Annotated in this window: 11 protein-coding genes, 2 tRNA genes and 1 pseudogene; 7 read left to right on the top strand and 7 right to left on the bottom strand. The window is 39.9% G+C overall.

Features of this window, described 5'->3' with window-relative positions; all coding sequences use genetic code 11:
- Nucleotides 1-176: 176 nt before the first annotated feature.
- Nucleotides 177-4,238, top strand: coding sequence for a two-component regulator propeller domain-containing protein (locus tag ACYPZI_RS00165; protein WP_459597409.1), 4,062 nt, complete (start codon nucleotides 177-179; stop codon nucleotides 4,236-4,238).
- Nucleotides 4,239-4,458: 220 nt separating this feature from the next.
- Here the strand turns inward: ACYPZI_RS00165 and ACYPZI_RS00160 are convergent, their stop codons facing one another.
- Nucleotides 4,459-4,710 (bottom strand): transposase, encoded by a 252-nt coding sequence (locus ACYPZI_RS00160; protein ID WP_459597408.1) that lies wholly within the window; start codon nucleotides 4,708-4,710, stop codon nucleotides 4,459-4,461.
- Nucleotides 4,711-4,743: 33 nt separating this feature from the next.
- Between ACYPZI_RS00160 and ACYPZI_RS00155 the strand changes: the two genes are divergently transcribed.
- From ACYPZI_RS00155 to ACYPZI_RS00130, 6 genes and pseudogenes are all read left to right on the top strand, one after another.
- On the top strand, nucleotides 4,744-5,079 hold the full coding sequence (locus ACYPZI_RS00155) for a septal ring lytic transglycosylase RlpA family protein (protein ID WP_459597406.1): 336 nt from the start codon (nucleotides 4,744-4,746) through the stop codon (nucleotides 5,077-5,079).
- A gap of 177 nt (nucleotides 5,080-5,256) precedes the next feature.
- A tRNA-Gly gene (locus tag ACYPZI_RS00150) sits at nucleotides 5,257-5,329 on the top strand.
- Between the two features lie 8 nt (nucleotides 5,330-5,337).
- A tRNA-Leu gene (locus ACYPZI_RS00145) sits at nucleotides 5,338-5,421 on the top strand.
- A gap of 295 nt (nucleotides 5,422-5,716) precedes the next feature.
- Nucleotides 5,717-6,282 (top strand): annotated as a pseudogene (locus ACYPZI_RS00140) (nitroreductase family protein).
- A 50-nt stretch (nucleotides 6,283-6,332) separates the two neighbouring features.
- Complete coding sequence (locus ACYPZI_RS00135; protein ID WP_459597782.1) at nucleotides 6,333-6,677, top strand: translation initiation factor; 345 nt, start codon at nucleotides 6,333-6,335, stop codon at nucleotides 6,675-6,677.
- Nucleotides 6,655-9,882, top strand: coding sequence for a UvrD-helicase domain-containing protein (locus ACYPZI_RS00130; protein WP_459597404.1), 3,228 nt, complete (start codon nucleotides 6,655-6,657; stop codon nucleotides 9,880-9,882). Before ACYPZI_RS00135 ends, ACYPZI_RS00130 begins: the two co-directional genes overlap by 23 nt.
- A 44-nt stretch (nucleotides 9,883-9,926) precedes the next feature.
- On the opposite strand, the gene ACYPZI_RS00125 is transcribed toward ACYPZI_RS00130, so the two are convergent.
- The 6 genes from ACYPZI_RS00125 to ACYPZI_RS00100 form a co-directional block, all read right to left on the bottom strand.
- Nucleotides 9,927-10,535, bottom strand: a complete 609-nt coding sequence (locus tag ACYPZI_RS00125) for an IMPACT family protein (RefSeq protein ID WP_459597402.1) — start codon at nucleotides 10,533-10,535, stop codon at nucleotides 9,927-9,929.
- A gap of 144 nt (nucleotides 10,536-10,679) precedes the next feature.
- A complete protein-coding gene (locus ACYPZI_RS00120) occupies nucleotides 10,680-12,527 on the bottom strand; it encodes an alpha-1,3-galactosidase-related protein (RefSeq protein ID WP_459597400.1) in 1,848 nt (615 codons plus the stop codon).
- Between the two features lie 10 nt (nucleotides 12,528-12,537).
- Nucleotides 12,538-14,778, bottom strand: a complete 2,241-nt coding sequence (locus ACYPZI_RS00115) for a glycoside hydrolase family 95 protein (RefSeq protein WP_459597398.1) — start codon at nucleotides 14,776-14,778, stop codon at nucleotides 12,538-12,540.
- Nucleotides 14,779-14,802: 24 nt separating this feature from the next.
- Nucleotides 14,803-16,818: a sialate O-acetylesterase gene (locus ACYPZI_RS00110; protein ID WP_459597396.1), complete on the bottom strand. Its 2,016-nt coding sequence runs from the start codon at nucleotides 16,816-16,818 to the stop codon at nucleotides 14,803-14,805.
- Between the two features lie 176 nt (nucleotides 16,819-16,994).
- Nucleotides 16,995-18,143 (bottom strand): DUF4998 domain-containing protein, encoded by a 1,149-nt coding sequence (locus ACYPZI_RS00105; RefSeq protein WP_459597394.1) that lies wholly within the window; start codon nucleotides 18,141-18,143, stop codon nucleotides 16,995-16,997.
- Nucleotides 18,144-18,168: 25 nt separating this feature from the next.
- Nucleotides 18,169-19,356: a DUF5000 domain-containing lipoprotein gene (locus ACYPZI_RS00100; protein ID WP_459597392.1), complete on the bottom strand. Its 1,188-nt coding sequence runs from the start codon at nucleotides 19,354-19,356 to the stop codon at nucleotides 18,169-18,171.
- Nucleotides 19,357-19,369 lie beyond the last annotated feature (13 nt).

Below are 19,369 nucleotides of genomic sequence, written 5' to 3'. Positions count from 1 at the left end.
TTAAACACACAAAAGCATATTTCATATACATATCTAATAATTAGTAATTTACATGAATACAAGAAGGATTCCATTCAAGAATACATCACTATATTAACTAAATATAATCGCTATATTTTATTAACTTAGCAGTGTTTTCTCTATATTATGTATTATCCCAATTAGCCTCTTTTGCCATGAGAAAAGTTTCCAATATCTGTTTTTCGATACTTGCCTTTTTGAGTATACTCTCAAGTATAGACGCTCAGAATATATCTATTAATCCAATATCGTCTATCGAAGATTTGCCATCCAGATCGGTACAACGAATACTCCAGGATAGCGACGGGTTTCTCTGGTTTGGGACATTAGACGGGCTATGCAGATATGACGCGTATAGGATTTTGGTGTTCAGGTCTGATATGAATAACCCGAATTTGCTTACGAATAATGAAATAACCTGTCTTGCGGAAGACAAAAAGCATAATATCTGGATAGGAACAAAGGAAGGTCTCAACATTCTGAATAAAGAAACATTTCAAATAACACATTTCAATGATGAAGATCTACGGGCCAAGTTTATCAATTATATAGTCGCGGCATCGGATGGAACAGTATGGGTAGGATCTGAGAATAAATTATATTGCTACAATATTTCACTTGGCACGAAAGAAGATATGACCGAAAAATTATCGTCAAACAGGGCAATAAGTTATATATATGAAGACAAACACGGCGACATTTGGGTCTCATGTTGGAATGCGGGGTTGCATAAATATAAAAAAGACGGTACGTTTATTCATTATCCGGTTATAGGAAAGAATAATAATCCTGTTAGGATATTTCATGATAACAAGAACCAATACTGGATTTGCACATGGGGCGAAGGCCTTTTCCGTTTTTTCCCGAATAGCAACCCTGAATCGATGTATGTCAAGCAGGATGTTTACAATATTGATGGTCAACATCTTGAAGATACATTCTTCAGCATCGTGCAAGACGATTATTTCGGATACATTTGGGTGATGTCTTTTACCGGATTATATGCCCTGAAATACCTTCCCGATAATACAATCAGGCAGGTTCCTATATCTGATCTTTTGAAAAATACCAATAAGATATTCAGTGAGCTGATCAAGGACAGGTGTGGGAATCTTTGGATCGCTTCCTTTGATGAAGGCGCGTTTACCATTAATTTCGATAAACCCGATATTGTGAATATCGAATTAAGCAATTTAACCGACAAGTTAGGTGCAACACCTAATATAACATCTATTTATGAGGATAATACAGGAATGCTATGGTTAAACCAAAACAGATTTGGGTTATGTACCTATTCGCCCCAAACTAAAACGATAACTAAATTCAGCGATTATCCCGCGTTGAAGAATATACCGGGTATGAAAAATATTGCTTGCATCAGTGGAATAAAAAATCGAAACGATATTTGGCTGGGAGCACATGATGATGAGCCTCTCATTTATATTCTGGATAGAAACAAGACGGATATATCTATAAAAAAGCAAATCAATCTAAACGATATAAATTCTTCCGCGGGTAATATTCGTTTGTTTTTTGAAGACAGTAAAAATAATATCTGGATAACCACTACCTCTACTGTTTTTGTAAAGCCGTATAATAGTGAAAATATCAAACTGTTCAGCACAGAATTAAACTCTGCTATAACAGCCGTCACGGAAGATATAAACGGCGCTATCTGGATGAGCAGTGAAAGCAAAGGTATCTACAAAATTGAATTTCCGGAAAACGGCGACCTTTCCGAACCGAAAATAAAGAACTACAGCAAAAAAGGAAAGGAGCTGATTAGCGATAATATTACATCGGGATATGCCGGTACAGATGGTAAAATATGGTTTGGAACTTATGAAGGCAATATCATTGTTTATGATGGAGCCCAAGAGACATTTAAAGACTATACCATGTCCTGTAAAATGAGGGGCGAAGCCATTCAACACATTGTTGTAGATGAATTTAACAATGTATGGATAACAACAAATAAAAAAATAACAAAGTATAATCCGAAAAATGGGGCATCCCGAAATTATTCGACCACGGACGGATTGTTCGTAAATTCCTTTTATAAAGGAGCTATCTTCTTCAATAAAACGAAAAACAGGATATACTTCGGCGGTAATCAAGGAATATGCCTGTTTACACCTGTTAATGAAAATATTAACATGATAAAGATGCCGGTAGTGCTTGTATCGGATGTTAAAGTTCAAGGGCAGTCGGTAATAAGCAACAAGGATGCCGCCAAATTCAAAGCGATGTCGCAACGGCTTTCTTTAGATTCAAACGACAAAAATATAGAGATTGACTTTACATCTCTTAACTATACCTATTCGGGCAAAATATTATATGCATACAAAATGGAAGGTATTGATGATGATTGGGTATATACCAATGGCGACAGACAGTTCGCGATGTACAATACGTTGAAAAAAGGAACCCATATATTTCATGTCAAGGCTACAGACGAAAATAGATTATGGAGCAGCGAGACAACCACTTTCATTATATATAAACAACCTGCTTTTTATGAAACCTGGTGGGCATATATTATATATTTTGCCTTTATATTATCATGTGCATATATTGCTTTCAGAATAATACAAAACAGGATAACGTTGAAGAATAAGTTGAAAATAACCCAAATAGAAAAAGATAAATCGGAAGAGCTAACGCAAACAAAGCTACGCTATTTTACAAATATTTCACATGATTTCCTAACCCCATTAACGATTATACAGTGTCTGATTGATGATATTGAAGCCGCTTCGAAGAAAAAAATCCTCCAGCTTGATATTATGAAGTCTAATGTAAACAGGCTGAGGCGATTGTTACAACAAGTACTTGACTTTCGAAAGGTTGAGAGTGGAAATCTGAAATTAAAAGTTTCAAATGGTGATATTTCGACATTTATACAAGATATTTGCTATAATAATTTTACACCTTTAATCAACAAAAAAAAGATCAATTTCACATTCGAATCAGAGCCTGCACAGATACAAGCCTATTTCGATGCTGATAAGATTGACAAAATTATATATAACCTCCTATCCAATGCTCTGAAATATACGCCTGCTAAAGGATGCGTCAACCTTCGTTTGCAAATATTTATAAAAGAGAATCATCCCTGTCTGGCTATCAGGATAAGCGATACCGGAATAGGAATACATCCCGATGATATTAACAATATATTCAAGAGGTTTTACTATAACAAAAACATTGATGCCGGTCAAACCAATGGTATCGGGCTCTCATTATCTCGCGATTTGGTCGAACTCCATCATGGAACAATAAGTGTTGAAAGCGAATTAAATATCGGAACAGTATTCAATATCGAAATTCCTATTGACGAAGATTCTTTTTCGGCGAAAGAGTTAAATAAAAACACTGTAGCTACCCCAATTATCGAGGAGTTCGATAATATTGTTAAGAAAGGTATTTCGATTGATGAAAATGAGGATATCGCTAAAGAAAATATAAATATCCTTCTGGTAGAGGATAATGAAGATATTCTCTATACAATTAAGAATATCCTGCTAAAACGATATAACGTATTCACGGCTACAAATGGATTTATTGCTCTCAATATAATAAAAACAAATGATATAGATATAATAGTCAGCGATGTGATGATGCCCGAAATGGACGGGCTGGAACTATGCCGTACCTTGAAAAATAATATTGAAACCAGTCATATATCCGTGCTGTTGCTCACGGCAAAAAATAGTGTCGAAGACAGGATTGAGTGTTATGATGCGGGAGCCGACGGATATATATCGAAACCTTTCGAGATAAAAGTATTAGTATCCCGTATCAATAATTTCCTCATCAATAAAAAGAATAAGCAGGCGAAATTCAAATCGAATGTAGAAATAAATATCGCCACATTGAATTATCCATCTATAGATGAGCAATTCCTCGATAATGCAGTAAAAATTATAGAAAAACATCTGTCTCAGACCGATTTTGATATTAACATTTTTGCTCAATTTCTGAATATGTCGAAATCGTCGCTATATCGTAAGATAAGGACTATGACCGGTTTACCCCCTAATGAATTTATCCGTAATATACGACTGAAACACGCATGCCAATTACTGAAAGACCGATCAATATCAATATCCGAAGTCGCCTACGCGGTTGGATTTACCGATCAGCGTTATTTTGCGAAATGTTTTAAGACAGAATTCAACATGACGCCAACCGAATATCAAAAAACAGTCTGGTAAACGGAAATATTATTCCAAAACTTAAAGATTGATTGCTTTACCAAACAACAATTATTTTCCATGAACTTTTTACAAATGTGAAAAATTAAAAGATAGCACATCACAATTAGTTAACACTATGCTTAAAATTAATAAAGAGATTCTTACCAATAGCAGCAAGGGCATTTCGTGTTGCATAGAACAATTGTTCCTTGCAGAGATAATCTTCCGGTCAGCTCCACTATCCCTTGAGTTTTCTCCATATAGTTTCGGTAATGTTCAGATGTGGAGAATACACAGGTAGATAGAAAAGATAAAGACCTCTCTTTTCCCAAAACGGGACACGTTCCTGAATGCATTTAGCACGATGTACGGCAGCATTGTCAAATACAAGGAAAGTTTCTTTGCGTATCCAGAGAGAGAAGTTTCCCAAAAACTCCATGATTCTCTGCGCATCTATTTTTTCCTGCGTGGCAAACTGGATTATATTCACTATCCCTGCTTATTATGGCAAAACAGTTCAGTCGTGCAGACCTTTCGGAAAGTATACAGACTTCTTCACCCGGGAATTGCCAGTCGTAAGGAACATACCCTTCGGTACAAACATGGGATTCATCACTATAGAACAAATCGATTTTATGCCCAACAAATCGGATTGGCTACTTTCTATGGGAAAAAGTTTAATAACCGCAAAACAGCCAGTGGTGAAATATATAAAAAGGATAGTATGGTCTGTGCTCATCGTACTTACCCTTTCGGAAAGAAACGAATTATAGATCTATCTTACGCTGCAGCCAAAGAGCTAGATATAGTAAAACATGGTGTTATACAAGTTGAAATTTATGAGTATAGAGATAGTTAACTTATCATAAATCGGCGTGACAGCTTGGTAATAGAAAATCAACTTAAGTGAAATAGGATATTATCGTAGGAAATTAAGCTGGATTTTCTTTGTAGAAAGCAAAACATTTTTTACATTTGCACTCGCAAAAAGAGAATGGTCATAGTGCTGACAAATATAGGTTCTCTGGCAGAGAATGCGAAAGTAGCTCAGTTGGTAGAGCACGACCTTGCCAAGGTCGGGGTCGCGGGTTCGAGTCCCGTCTTTCGCTCATAGGCTGCTCGGATGGTGGAATGGTAGACACGCAAGACTTAAAATCTTGTGACCATTACGGTTGTGCGGGTTCAAGTCCCGCTCCGAGTACTATTTATGTTTTTAAACGCTTGATTATCAATAGATTTTCAAGCGTTTTTGTTTTATGCGGAACGAATTACGGAACAAACGATGAGGTTTTTATTTCTTATATTTTGAAAAGTCAGGCATATCAATACCGTATAGATTATATAGAGACAGGTATTTTCTACTGTCGGCTTAGACAAAATATCCCTGATCTTATCAACATCATTAGTCATTACCCATATCTTAAAAAACAGGATTATTGAGAGAATCCCGAACACGACAAAAATAATAGCTGAAATTGGTGTCATTGTTTCCATAATTGCTTTGCACTATTATATTTTCCGGCTGTTCTCAGAAAGAAGAAAATCAAATATATAAAAAAAATACAGCCTTATCTGTAATATTCAACAGAAAAAGCGTACGTAACTTTATAAAAGACAGGCCTGTATCGGATGAAGATATTCAAACGCTAATCAAAGCCGGGATGGCTGCATCATCGGGGAAAGACACACGCCCTTGGGAGTTTCTAATCATAAACGACAGGGATATTCTGGATAAAATGGCAGCAGAACTACCAACTGCTAAAATGCTAGCAGAAGCACCGATGGCCATTGTTGTTTGTGGAGATACTGTCCGTTCTTCCTATTGGTACTTGGATTGCTCTGCTGCAACGGAAAACATCCTCCTTGCTGCCGAAGCTATGGACTTAGGCGCAGTATGGACTGCTTCTTACCCCTACCGTGACAGGATGGAAACGGTGATAAAACACACCAACATGCCTGCTCAAGTTCTTCCGCTCGTTGTTATTCCAATTGGTTATCCTAAAGGAGATTATTCGCAAAAGATAAATACGACAGTTCCAAAATACATATGAATAAGTGGTAATTTTGTAAAACTGCTTAAATTATTCCGTACTTTTGCATCAAACAAAATCCATTAATATGAGCGACTGGAAAGACCGTCTGAATGTTGTATATTCTACAAATCCGGACTTTAAATATGAAAAAGAAGAGAACATAGAAGAGGATACGCTGGATAAAACGAAGCAACAGCTTCGTATTTCTCTGGACAAACGTAACCGCAAAGGAAAAGCCGTGACACTGATTACCGGATTCACCGGTACAATCGCAGACTTAGAGGAACTAGGCAAATTTCTGAAAGTAAAATGCGGAGTCGGCGGATCAGCCAAAGACGGAGAAATAATAGTTCAAGGGGATTTCAGAAATAAGATACTGGAACTATTGCAAAAAGAGGGATATGCCAAAGCAAGGATTATTTGACGATGAAGTAAATCTTTCTGTATACAAAGCTTCGGCAGGTTCGGGTAAAACCCATCGCCTGACCGCAGAATATCTATGCCTTCTTTTTTCTTCCCCATACGCTTATCGCCATATACTAGCGGTTACCTTTACCAATAAGGCAACCGACGAAATGAAAACCCGCATCGTCGAAGAGCTTGGCAATCTGGCTCAAGGACGAAAATCGGATTACGTAGGTTTGCTTTCCGATGAATATGGATTGAATGAAGAGCAAGTAAGAAAAGAGGCGCATGACATCTTGGTACGCATACTTCACGATTATTCTTCTTTTTCTGTCAGCACCATTGATAAGTTTTTCCAGCAAACAATGCGCGCTTTCACACGTGAAATTGGATTAGGTGGAGGATATAATATAGAACTGGATACCGAAAAAGTTTTAGGGCAAGCGGTTGATTCTATGTTATTCGACTTAGAGCGTAGCGACAACAAACTCCTACTCGACTGGCTGATCCGTTTTTCGGAAGAAAAAATAGAAAGCGGCGACACGTGGAATATCCGTAGCGATATTCAATCCCTTTCTTCCGAAATATTCAAGGAAGGCTACAAAGCATACAGCAATCAGGTGCAGGCCGATATTGCCGACAAGCAACTGATGACCGATTATAAAGAAATGCTTTTCACCATCATCCGCAATTTTGAGAGTGAGTTGCAACAAATGGCTGAAAAAGCGCTGAACATAATGACCAATCGTGGACTAAAGCCGGATGATTTCAAAGGCGGGGCACGTTCTCCTTTTTTTAGTTTTATACGATGGGGCAATGGTGCGGTCAGCGAGCCGACAAATACATTCCGTACCCTGGCTGATAATTTATCTAATTGGTATACAACAAAAACGCCCACATCATTAAAAGATCAGATTGAAGATGTTTTCAGTGAATTAAACCCATTGGTTGTAAAGATTATTTCTCATTTCGATAATTCACGTACATACCAGACTGCCAGCGAAATAAACCGTTATTTTTTCGCTTTGGGCATATTGGGCGATGTAGATAAAAAGATCCGGGAATATGCCGCCGAGAATAATATCATGCTCATATCGGATACGACCGAACTCCTGAACCGGATCATCGCCGGAAACGAATCTCCTTTTATTTATGAAAAGGTGGGTTTGCGCATAAATAACTACATGATCGATGAGTTTCAGGACACTTCCGATATGCAATGGCAAAATTTCCTTCCTCTCGTCCGTGACAGCTTGGCAGGAGGGAATAAGAATTTCATAGTAGGAGATGTAAAACAAAGTATTTATCGTTGGCGAAATTCTGATTGGAAATTACTGGATGAGCAACTGGACAAGGATTTCGATTCGGAAGGTATTACCCACGAAACTTTGGATACAAACTGGCGTAGCTCCCGAAACGTCATCAATTTCAACAATGCGATTTTTACAACAGGAGCACATCTTCTTCAAGAGACTTATAATAGTTCCTTGGATATCGATGCGGATAAACGCTTACAACCATTTTCTTCCCGAATAACAAAAGCTTATAACGAAGTATATCAACAAATACCTGAAAGCCACGAAGAAAATGAAGGGCATGTAAAGGTAGAGTTTATAGAAACCGCAGAACAAGCCTGGCAAGATTATGTATTGGAACAATTACCCTCGCAAATAGAGCAATTACAGGATAAGGGTTATAGCCTGAAAGATATAGCGATACTTGTCCGCACAAAAAAAGAAGGAGCGAGTGTAGCAAACCGTCTGTTGGAATACAAAAGCCGGAATACCGATCCGAAATATCGTTACGATATTATTTCAGACGAGGCCTTGTTTGTCAACAACGCCAAGAATGTGAAACTGATTGTCGCGCTACTGAAATATTTGCACAATCCGCTGGAAGCTTCACTTAAAGCGTTAGCCGTTTACGAATATTTTAAATATAATAACCAGCTTACGGCAGAGGATGCTTTATTAAAATATTTTTCTGCAAAAGACGACCTGCCGGAAGAAATAATGACAGAACTGAACAAGATACGCGAACTTCCTTTGTATGAAATGACGGAGGAAATGTTTAAACTGTTCGATAACGCGATGGACAATGACGAACTGGTCTATATCCAGTCGTTTTTGGATATGGTTCTGGACTTTACCATCCGTTACTCATCAGACCTCGACGCTTTCCTCAAGTGGTGGGATGAATCGGGAATTAAAAAGACTATTTTTACTCCCGATGGTCAGGATGCAATCCGTATAATGACCATACATAAATCGAAAGGCCTTGGTTTTAATGTTGTTATTATACCCTTCTGTAACTGGGAAATTGATCATAAGCTAGCGACAATACTTTGGTGCCACCCTAAGTCGGAACCATTCAACCGCTTACATTTAGTTCCTGTAAAATATTCATCAAAATTGAAAAATACAATTTTCGATTATGAATATTATGATGAACGTTTGCACGCATTCATTGACAATATAAATGTTCTTTATGTTGCCTTCACCCGTGCCAAAAATGAATTGATCGCTTTTGCGCCCAAACCGGTAAAAGAAGAGGTAAAAGATATTGCATCGTTGCTTTGGGCTTCTATAAATTCGCCCATAGATATAGAAAACATAGTTAATCTCTCTCAAAATTTAGATAGAGAGACCGGTATTTTCGAGACAGGAGAAAACTACCGTTCTGTAAAGAAAAAAAGGAGTCCTATTATCAATGAAATCAGCGTTGAGAATATATCGAGTGTATCGTATGACAACAGGATACATTTGTTATTGAAAAACAAATATTATTTTTCGGACACTGGACAGCGTGACTATGGTACTTTAATGCATGAAATTATCAGTAAAGTGCAAACAATAAATGATATAGACAGTGCTGTTGAAGAGTATTACATTAACGGAGATATAACAGCAGGTAAAAAAAGCGAGGTTAGAAATATTTTGAATGCGTATTTATCCAATCCTCTTGTATCATCCTGGTATTCGGGAGAATATCGGGTTCTGAACGAAGTACAGATTTTGCAGCCTAAAGGAACATTTGTCCGTCCCGACAGGGTTATGATAAAAGGAGATAGGGTAATTGTGATAGATTATAAATTCGGAGAAAAAGAAGACAAAAAACACATCCGTCAGGTGAAATATTATGTCGATCAAATTCGCAAGATCGGTTACTCAGACATTAAAGGATATATTTGCTATATCACATTGGGCAAAGTAAAGGAAGTATAAATCAGCCTTATAGATAAAACCAGCGCCGAACAATGTTTCACTTCTCACTTTTCATACTGTTCAATAAAACTCAGGGACTCCACCTTTTCCAGTCTATTTCTTAATTCGTCAAACTTAGCTTTCCGTATTTCCAATGTCATCGAACAATTCATATCATAAGACTGCTCTAAAATAGCCGGTTCTAAGTCTTTTACAATTTTCATCACATCATTCATAAAAGGATATTCAAAACCAAACGAAACCTGAGCATCAACTGTTTTTTCCACAATATCGGCATTAGCTATTACTTCTGCCGCCGCCTCTTTATATGCGACAATAAGCCCGCTGGTTCCCAGCTTGATTCCTCCAAAATATCGAATAACAGCAATAAGAATATTTGTCAGCTCATTCGAATTTATCTGTCCAAGTATAGGTTTTCCTGCCGTTCCGGACGGCTCACCATCATCATTCGACCGAAATTCAAGCCTATCAGCCCCCAGCATATACGCCCAACATATATGACGGGCATCGTAAAATTCTTTTTTCAGCTTATCTATTTCTTTTCTCACATCTTCAGTCGAAAGCACAGGAATTGCATAAGCAATAAATTTGCTTCGCTTCTCGGTGTAAACTGCTTTGGATATATCCGCTATGGTTTTATAAATATCTTCCATAAGTTGCAAAGATAAGGTTTTTTAGAGCTTTCATTGAACTCATCTTGACTTTTCACCACGGAGTATATAATTAACATAAAACTCAACTCTGTGGTGAAATAAAAAACCTCTCTTGCGATTAAGAGCCTGTTTAAAATTCACCAATTATTTAAAAGTAAAAGATATATTACGCTCAATATCAATATCTTTCTTCTTCATATATGTAGTCTCTACTTTCACTCCTGAAGTAGCGGGTTTATATACATTATTTTCCATTTTTACTCCAGTACAATCCTCAAATCGGAAAGACGGGCTGGACGACTCGTTTTTTGTCCTACCCTTAACTATTGGAAGGTATGCCGTATTCTCAATTGTGTTTTTACCGAAATAAAGATTCTGAGTACTCTTTGCCTTCAATATCAGGTTATCATTATATATTTTAAAGATATTGCCTTCGATACGGATATTACGGTGAACCCAATGTTTGCTTACCCTTTCGTGGTTTTCGGGCTCTATGGATATTACATAGCTGTTGTTATCATAATAGAGGTTATAGGCGCAGGCATCAAAAATATTATTCCTGATAAGCACATCACTTACCGCCCCGGACTCATACCAACTGTTGGCATCGGCCGCAATCATGATAGCATACATACCTGTCCGGTAAAAATAATTGTTTTCGATGACTACCTTCCGGGGCGTAGAGACCAGGATACCCCGTGTATTTGTCATTTCAAGCCGGCAACCGGATATTCGCAAAGAGGGAGTACACGTTATATTTTCCAAACAATCGCCTTCGCCCATACCATCAGGCAAAGGTTTCGATAAAGACAACTCCACCTCCCTACCGGATATCCGTCTCACATTTTCCACTATTGCATAGTCCACTTTTTGTAATGTCTTCGACCGGATAAAAGCTACCGAGTCGTTTTCGAAGAAAGGTTGCATCCCGTAAGTCTGGCCATGCATAAAGCGCATTACCAGCTTATTTGGAGATTTTACTCCTGTTATCTTCAGGTATGTGCCATGTACATTTATCGGGTCGTCGTGCAGCCCCTTTATCTTACAATCACTTATCTCGACATGTCCCTTGCATGCTGAAAAATGCATGCCATCGGCAAAGGCAGCGATTGTCCGCCCCCTCCACGGCGCTATATTCACCTTATTGTAGTTCAGGTTTTCAGAAAACTGCGATACTATCCCCAATCCATGCATATAATGCAGATTGATATTCTCGAGCGTCACATTTTCAGAGCGATTGACAAATACCCCTACATGGTCGCGGACGTGGTCGCGAATGGTAAGGGCATTCCCAACCTGATAACCTACATACGAAAAGTCGTTGTCGAAGCGGACTTTAAACGGAGCTATTTCGGTCGCTTTCGCATCCTTTACAGAGTCCCACCATGAATAACGGTTAGTTCCCTCTATGGTATCGGTTTCTATGCAGAAAAAATTCTTGTCCATACTCCATCCCTCGCCATAGAAACGGATTTTTCCATCTATGATACTGTATTTGGAATCGGGGTGTATAGTAGCTATCAGTTTGTCGGGGTGTACCTCATTTATTGTAAACTCCGTCATAGACGGCCGTTCGAAATCAACGCTCAGGTTACAGATTTTCACATTTTTGCAATTGTCTATCCCCCATGTTATCATCTTTCCGTGATATACAAACAGAGAGCCGTTGCCGTCAACCGTTATATCATTCACCCCCTCAAGCAATACCCCTATATTCTTTATTTTCGAAGGAGCTTCGCTTTCAGTGGTTGTGTTAGATACGAAGTATTCTCTCCGCTCCGCCTTGTCGGGCCAAAAGTCGTAACGCCCTTCAGGGAAGGCCAGGGTCGCGCCGGGCGTTTCCTTGCATTTGGCTATTGCCTTCTGCACCCCTTCTGTTGCATCGGTAAACGTATTGGGCTGCACCCCGAAATCGGATACATTGATCGTTTGTTGAGCATACGACAGGGTAGCTATGATTATCGATATTGCTGTCAGAATATATTTTCTCATAGTTCTTAAATTACTTTGCAATAATAGTATAAGCCTGGTTTGGCGAAGTTTTGATCAGAATGACATGATATCCGTTGCCATCGGGTGCAGACGCGATATCTGTTCCTTCTACTTTTACCGGAATATCGGTTCTCATTTTGCAATCGTTAGCAAACTTTGATTTGATAGTAGCCGAGACAAGCTTGTTGCTATCCCACTCCATATCCACTTCGTAACCACCTCTGGCTCTTAAACCTTTCACTTCGCCTTCTTTCCATACATCAGGCAAGGCAGGCAACAGATGTATCTCCCCAAGATGGCTTTGCAAAAGCATTTCAGAGATACATGCTGTAACCCCAAGGTTGCCATCTATCTGGAATGGAGGGTGTGCATCGAACAGGTTTTCGTAAACCCCGCCTTTATCAGAATAGTCCATGCCGGTATCAGAAGTCAAATCCAGAGCGCTCGTGAGCAGTTTATGCGCCCTGTTACCATCGTGCAACCTTGCCCAGAATGCTATTTTCCATACCCTGCTCCAGCCTGTGCCGCTATCACCCCTTGCATCGAGACTTTTGCGAGCTGCTTCGGCATATTTTGCATCCAGGAACGGAGAGATAGCCCTGCCCGGATATAGCGCCATCAGGTGTGAGACATGCCTATGCTTATCATTCTGGTCATCGTTGGTATGTTTCCACTCGCGAAGCTGCCCCCAATCGCCAATGGTAAGGCCTTTGTCCAAGCGGTTGTATTTTTGTTCCAGAAGTGTAGTAAATTCTGTATCGGTACCCAGTATTTTCCCTGCCTGAATAGTATTGGCAAACAGGTCGGCAACAATCTGTTGGGCATAAGCGATTCCGCTTTCCCAAGGGCCATGTTCGGGCGACCATTCGTTAGGTGCAACCAGACGGCCGTCGTCGTCGACAATGAGCCTGTCTGTCCAAAACTCGCAAGCTGATTTCATCACAGGATAAGCGGTCTTTTCAAGGTATTCTCTATCAGGATTAAATAAATATTTGTCCCATATATGCATGCAATACCAACCGTTTGCCGGGCGGTTCCATGCAAAGTCGGAATATCCGAAAATATTGTTCTGCGTTTTCAATGCCCATCCCCTGCAATCCATTTCGCCGGCCATATCCCTCCACGACTTTTGGAGCAGAGCTTCGTTGTATATATAATTGATAAACGGCATATGGCACTCCGCCAAATTAGCGACTTCGGCAAGCCAGTAATTCATTTGTATATTAATATTGGAATGGATATCGCCACCCCATGGCGGATTGTTGCTGTTGTTCCAAAGTCCTTGTAAATTGGAAGGCAGGTCGAGCCCGTCTCTTGAACATGAAATGGTAAGGTAACGTCCGTATTGAAAAAACAAAACATCTGTATAAGGATCATATTTCCCTTTGGCATAATTCTTTAACAACTCATTGGTCGGGATAGAAGGCTTGGTATCGCCCACATTCAACGACACCCTGCTGAATAGCGCCTGATAATCTTTAAGATGGCCTTTTTTCAGTTGCCGGTATTGTTTGGATGATGCTTTGCTTATTGCTGCCTGCATATCTTTTCTCCAATCGCGGGTTGTAGTATAGGTAGGAGTTGCCGGGTCGTAGTCTGTCGCGGCAGCCAGCAATATTGTAACATCATCCGCATCTTCGACGGTTAAAGTAGTCCCATCTGTCGATAATTTTCCACCTTTGTTCAATACCGTTAACGAGGCCTGGTACGACAACAGCGTCAGTTTACCATTATCCGCTATCTCATTATTATTTGCCACTATCTTTCCATCGTGCGCATCCTGCATGGAAATGTCAAAACTTATTTTCTTCTTTTTGTCGGCAGTCAGATGCATAACAATGACATTGTCGGGAAAAGAGGCAAAATACTCTCTGGTATAAGTAACACCCTCCGATTTATATTTTACTCCTGCTATCGCATCATTAATATTCAGGTAGCGGGTATAATCCGATACTTTCGATTGCTTCCTGAACTTTATATATATATCGCCAAAGTTTTGATAACCTCCCCTGTCGTGGGTATTTCCTGTCCACAGCGTTTTGTCATTGAACTGTATTTGTTCTTGTTCCACTCCCCCGAAAATCATAGCGCCTATACGCCCATTTCCGATTGGCAGAGCCGAAGTCATCCAATTGCTTGCAGGCTGGGTGTACCATAAAACAAGGTCTCCCTGTGGTGGGCTGATTGGCTTTGCCTGAATAAATGACCAGGAAAACAGTAATAAATAAAATACCGGCAGTTTATTTTTCATACTTAAAGTTTGATATAATTATTTTTATTGTTGTTTATAAGGGGATGTTTTTCCCGGCCAATCGTCTGTCCGGAATGGAGATGCAGGAAGCCCTGCCCCATTATACAGGTTGCAAACCGGATTGTTGGCCCAGGCATACCGTACAGCTACAGGAAATATCACATCAGGCGAACTGACAACCACTTCATCGCCTTCAATTATTGCTTCCGCCCGGTAAAATCTGCGGTCGGGGCCAGCTATGCAGAATCCTTTTAAATCTTCATCCCCTTTGGCCTTCAATCCTCCATCTGTATGGGTAAAGCTAATACGAACCTTGTTCCCGTCTATCTTGTATGAATTAAATATCGGTCCCGAGAATGGTTCATCCTTTCCATACAGGTTGCTATTAGCGATCAGCGCCAAACGGCGGCCTACCTCCTGTTTGTTTTTAGGGTGAATGTCATTGGCATTACCTATATCTATTGTTACAGCCATCCCTGTATTAGCCAGATGCAGAGCCCCTGATTGGGCTTCCCTGAGTTCTGCCCAGTCCGACTCTTCCGGCATATCCTCTATTTGTTTATAATTAGCCAATTGCACAAAATAGAAAGGGAAGCTATATCCCCATTTCGTCCGCCAGTCGTTAATCATCAGAGGGAACAATGTCCTGTACTGGTAAGCCCTGGTATCATTCGCTTCGCCCTGATACCAGATAGCCCCCTTTATTCCGTATGGCACGATGGGATGTATCATTGCATTGTAAAGGCTCGACAGGCAATAAGGATTACCTTCGTTATAATATGCAGGCACAGGCGTTACATCGTATTTACCCAGGGCTATTTTGTATTTCCAGTTTCCTGATAAATCGATTTTGGATAAGCCGTTTTTTGCCGGGGATAAAAACAGGTCATCGCTGTTACCGCAAATCCCGCCTTCACCTCCTCCGTCCGTCACTCTTACCGTAATTACGGCTTTTCCTCTCTTTACCAGCCGGGCAGGAATACTGTACCGTCGGTTTACGTTAAATCCATCTGTCCGCCCAATTTCTGTTCCATTAAAGAAAGTTACCTCATTATCGTCTATTGCACCCAGACTAAGCGTCAGTTCCTTATTCTCCCAAGCGGCAGGAATGTCTACTGTTTTTCTGAACCAAACAAAACCGTCGAACCCTTCTAATCCTTTCTGTTCCCAGTGTCCGGGCAAGACCATTTGTTCCCATAGGCTATCATCGTATCCGGCAGAGGCTGCTACGGCTATTGATTCTTTGTAGCCAAAATCTTTTGACATAACTTCCATGTCATATTCTTTCAGTTTCTTTTCTTTCAGTTTGTTCCTTTCCTGAAGGTCTTGAGGTATAGACTTTATTTCTTCTATTTCCTTCCGAAATTCCGGCATCATTTCCAGAGATTCGTTACTGGTCCACGATTCGGCAGGAGTACCGCCCCACGAGGTATGTATCAGTCCGATGGGTATTTTTAAGTCTTGATGTAGTTTACGCCCGAAAAAATAGGATGTAGCCGAAAAGTCGGGAATATTTCCGGGAGAGCATTTCCGCCAACCATTACCTGTCACATTTATATGGTCTGTGGGCACAACGCTCGATGTTCTTTCGACATGGAATAACCTTATATCCGGATAATCGGCATCGGCTATTTCTTTCTGGTAATTATCTATCTGTCCCCAACCGGCCAGCGGCATTTCCATATTGGATTGCCCCGAACAAATCCAGACTTCGCCTATCAGCACATCCTGTAATACGACCGTTCCGTCTCCTGATATTTCAATTTTGTAAGGGCCTCCTGCTTTGGGGGTAGCAACTTTTACCATCCATTTGCCTGACGCATCGGACAGGGACTCGTATGATTTTTTGTCCCACGAGGTAACCACCTTTATTGTTTTATGGGGTGTAGATTTTCCCCAGATGGGAACCTGCGTTTGTTGTTGCAATACCATATGGTCAGTGAACAGGGGACTCGGTTGAATCTGGGCGAATAACGACAATACGCCAAGCGGTAATAAACAAGCTAACAAAAAAAATCTCAGGTTTTTTAAAAGTTTCATTCGGTATATTATATAGTGTTTCTATTAAATTGATAAATAAGCGTTTGTATCAATCTACTGTCTGGCATGAATGAACAGCCAGACAGTAGTAATAACAACCATTAATCCATTACTTAAATTACCTATTAGCTTTCAGCCTATATTTTCGCTAAAATTTAAACAGGCTTTAATTTCGATTATTGTAATACTTTCCTTACCGATATTTCAGCAAGACCTCCCAAATGTCCATTATAACCACTTGTGAGCACTACTTTAAGGTATTGAGCTTTAATACCGGCATCCAAAATATTGTCGGAACAAGTTTTCCAGACGAAATCATTATTATCCTGAGGCAGTTCAAGATCACCCAGCTTTATCCACTGCCCTTCAGTAGGCCCTGTATAATTGTCTATTGTATAAAACTCTACGCCTTTCGTATAATAGGCATTCTGGCGCGTTTGAGCCCCGATTTCTCCGACCCACACCTGTTCTTTCATATCTATAACAAAGGTATATGGGTAATCGGTAGCGTTGTGATAATCCGAATGCCAATATGAGTCTTTATTATTGTCTATAATATTATACGGGGAACCCTCATAAGGGTCGCTGTTATTATAGAAAATAATGCTCCACTGGCTTCTGTCCACATCTCCAAATAGATACGGGAACGAAGCTTTGTTCCAGGCTGTATAAAATTCATCTATACTTAGCTCCTCGGGAATATAAACCGAGCGGTATTCAAATTCACCTTTGCCGGGAGCTCCGGGGCAATAAATACTACTTTCGCCTGCCGGAACAGAAACATTCTGAAGAATGCCATCTTTATCCATATATCTTATTTCGCTACGTACCAAACCATTAGCTCCTGAGAGCCAGTTTATCGTACATCCATCTTCATCCAGTGACATACTGCCTATGTTCCGGTTAACCAGCATCGATTCATATACTTCTCCGTATGAATATCCTCCATTTTCGACTCTTACCGAACTGTTGTTTTTGGCATCATAGGTATATATCTGAAAGTCATATTGGCCTTCGAGCAGATTGTCGATTATAAATTCAAATTTTTCATTCGGACTCACTCTATTTATCGGAAATTCTTTCGTCCCGGTTCCCCCTTGCGGGTCTATCCAGTTTATTACACATTTTGTCTGAGTCATTCCATAAGGCATTATTCCTGCGATCAACACCCTGTTTTGCCCCGAAAAGATTTTTACAGAATCCAGTTTTCCCACATAAACTTTCTCACCTTCGTCCAGATAAGACTGGATGTCGTCGAGCATATCGCCACAGGATGTTATAAATAGGGCAGATATGATTGTAAGTATGATATATAATTGTTTCATTATTTTACTATTTATATGTTATATTTCATTCTACCACCTGCCCCCAGAACCAAAGTTGCTGGAAGTGTATTGTTTTCGCGCCTGTAAAGGTCGATAGAGCTTTGAAGCGGATATACCTTACAGGAGGCAAAGAGACATCAAAATCAAATTCCAGTCCTTTTACCGCATGATCCATATCTTCCGAGTTATTTACCCCAGCCGGTAAACCTGACGGTTTAAAGTCTTCACACTCTATCAATTTTATCCAGCCGTCCCAATTTCCGTCTAACGATGGTGAGCCCGAATGCCCCCATAGTTCAAATTTATTAATATTCCCATTTTGATAAATCAGGTCATCCAATCGTTGCCAATAGTGAAAACGGCTTAATTTGGCCGTCACACCCAAATTGAACGTAAACCATACCGGAAAATCTGAAAAATTGGCGCTGTGACACATATTGAAAGCGCCCCACCAATTCTGTCCGTTCCAGATCCGTTCCATTGAAAAGCCCCATTCATCAACGCTGGTGTCATTACCCAGATAATACTTTCTGAATTTGCCCCTATCCAATTCAACTTCATACAATGGGGATACATTTATCGCATAGTCATCTGTTTTATTATTCCATTGGTCGCGTATAGACAGTCTGAAATCTCTGGGCGTAGGATCAAATCCCCGCACCGCAAATTCAATCGACGCGCTTTTCGTATACTCCGTATGTGCAACATACCATTCGCCCTCGGCATCCTGAGTCATGACATCGATAATAAAGTTGCCTTTATCCTTGTTTTCTATTTTGAAGCGGACTCCTCCCCATGTTGCATCAGATGAAATAGTCCGGAATGATTTATACAAGGACTGTTCACCCGGAATAATCTTAATTTCGATCGGTTGACCTATGTTCTCATTCCGATCGACCGCAGTCAGGATAACGCTTTTTTCTTCAGTATTTCCGAAACCTTCTATTTTAAGGCTGTCGGAATATACGGAACTTTTCATTTCGCGTTTCATTCCGTTGTCGAGTGTATACTCCGCTTTTACGTACAATAAGTCTTCATCCTTTGGCGCTTTGTATCTCAGGACAGCTCCTCCCGGTATCTGTGTGTACGATTCAAGGATGATCGCTCCCGGAGGAACGCCGTCATTTTCCCCATACGGTTTTAATATACTATCTTCGCCACAACTATATAAAATGAAGAGAGATATTAAAAATATCGATATTTTTGTTTTCATAGCTTAATTCTTT

The organism is Dysgonomonas reticulitermitis (assembly GCF_054601275.1).
The sequence above is the reverse complement of the archived record's forward strand: the minus strand, read 5'-3'. Positions and strand labels throughout refer to the sequence as shown.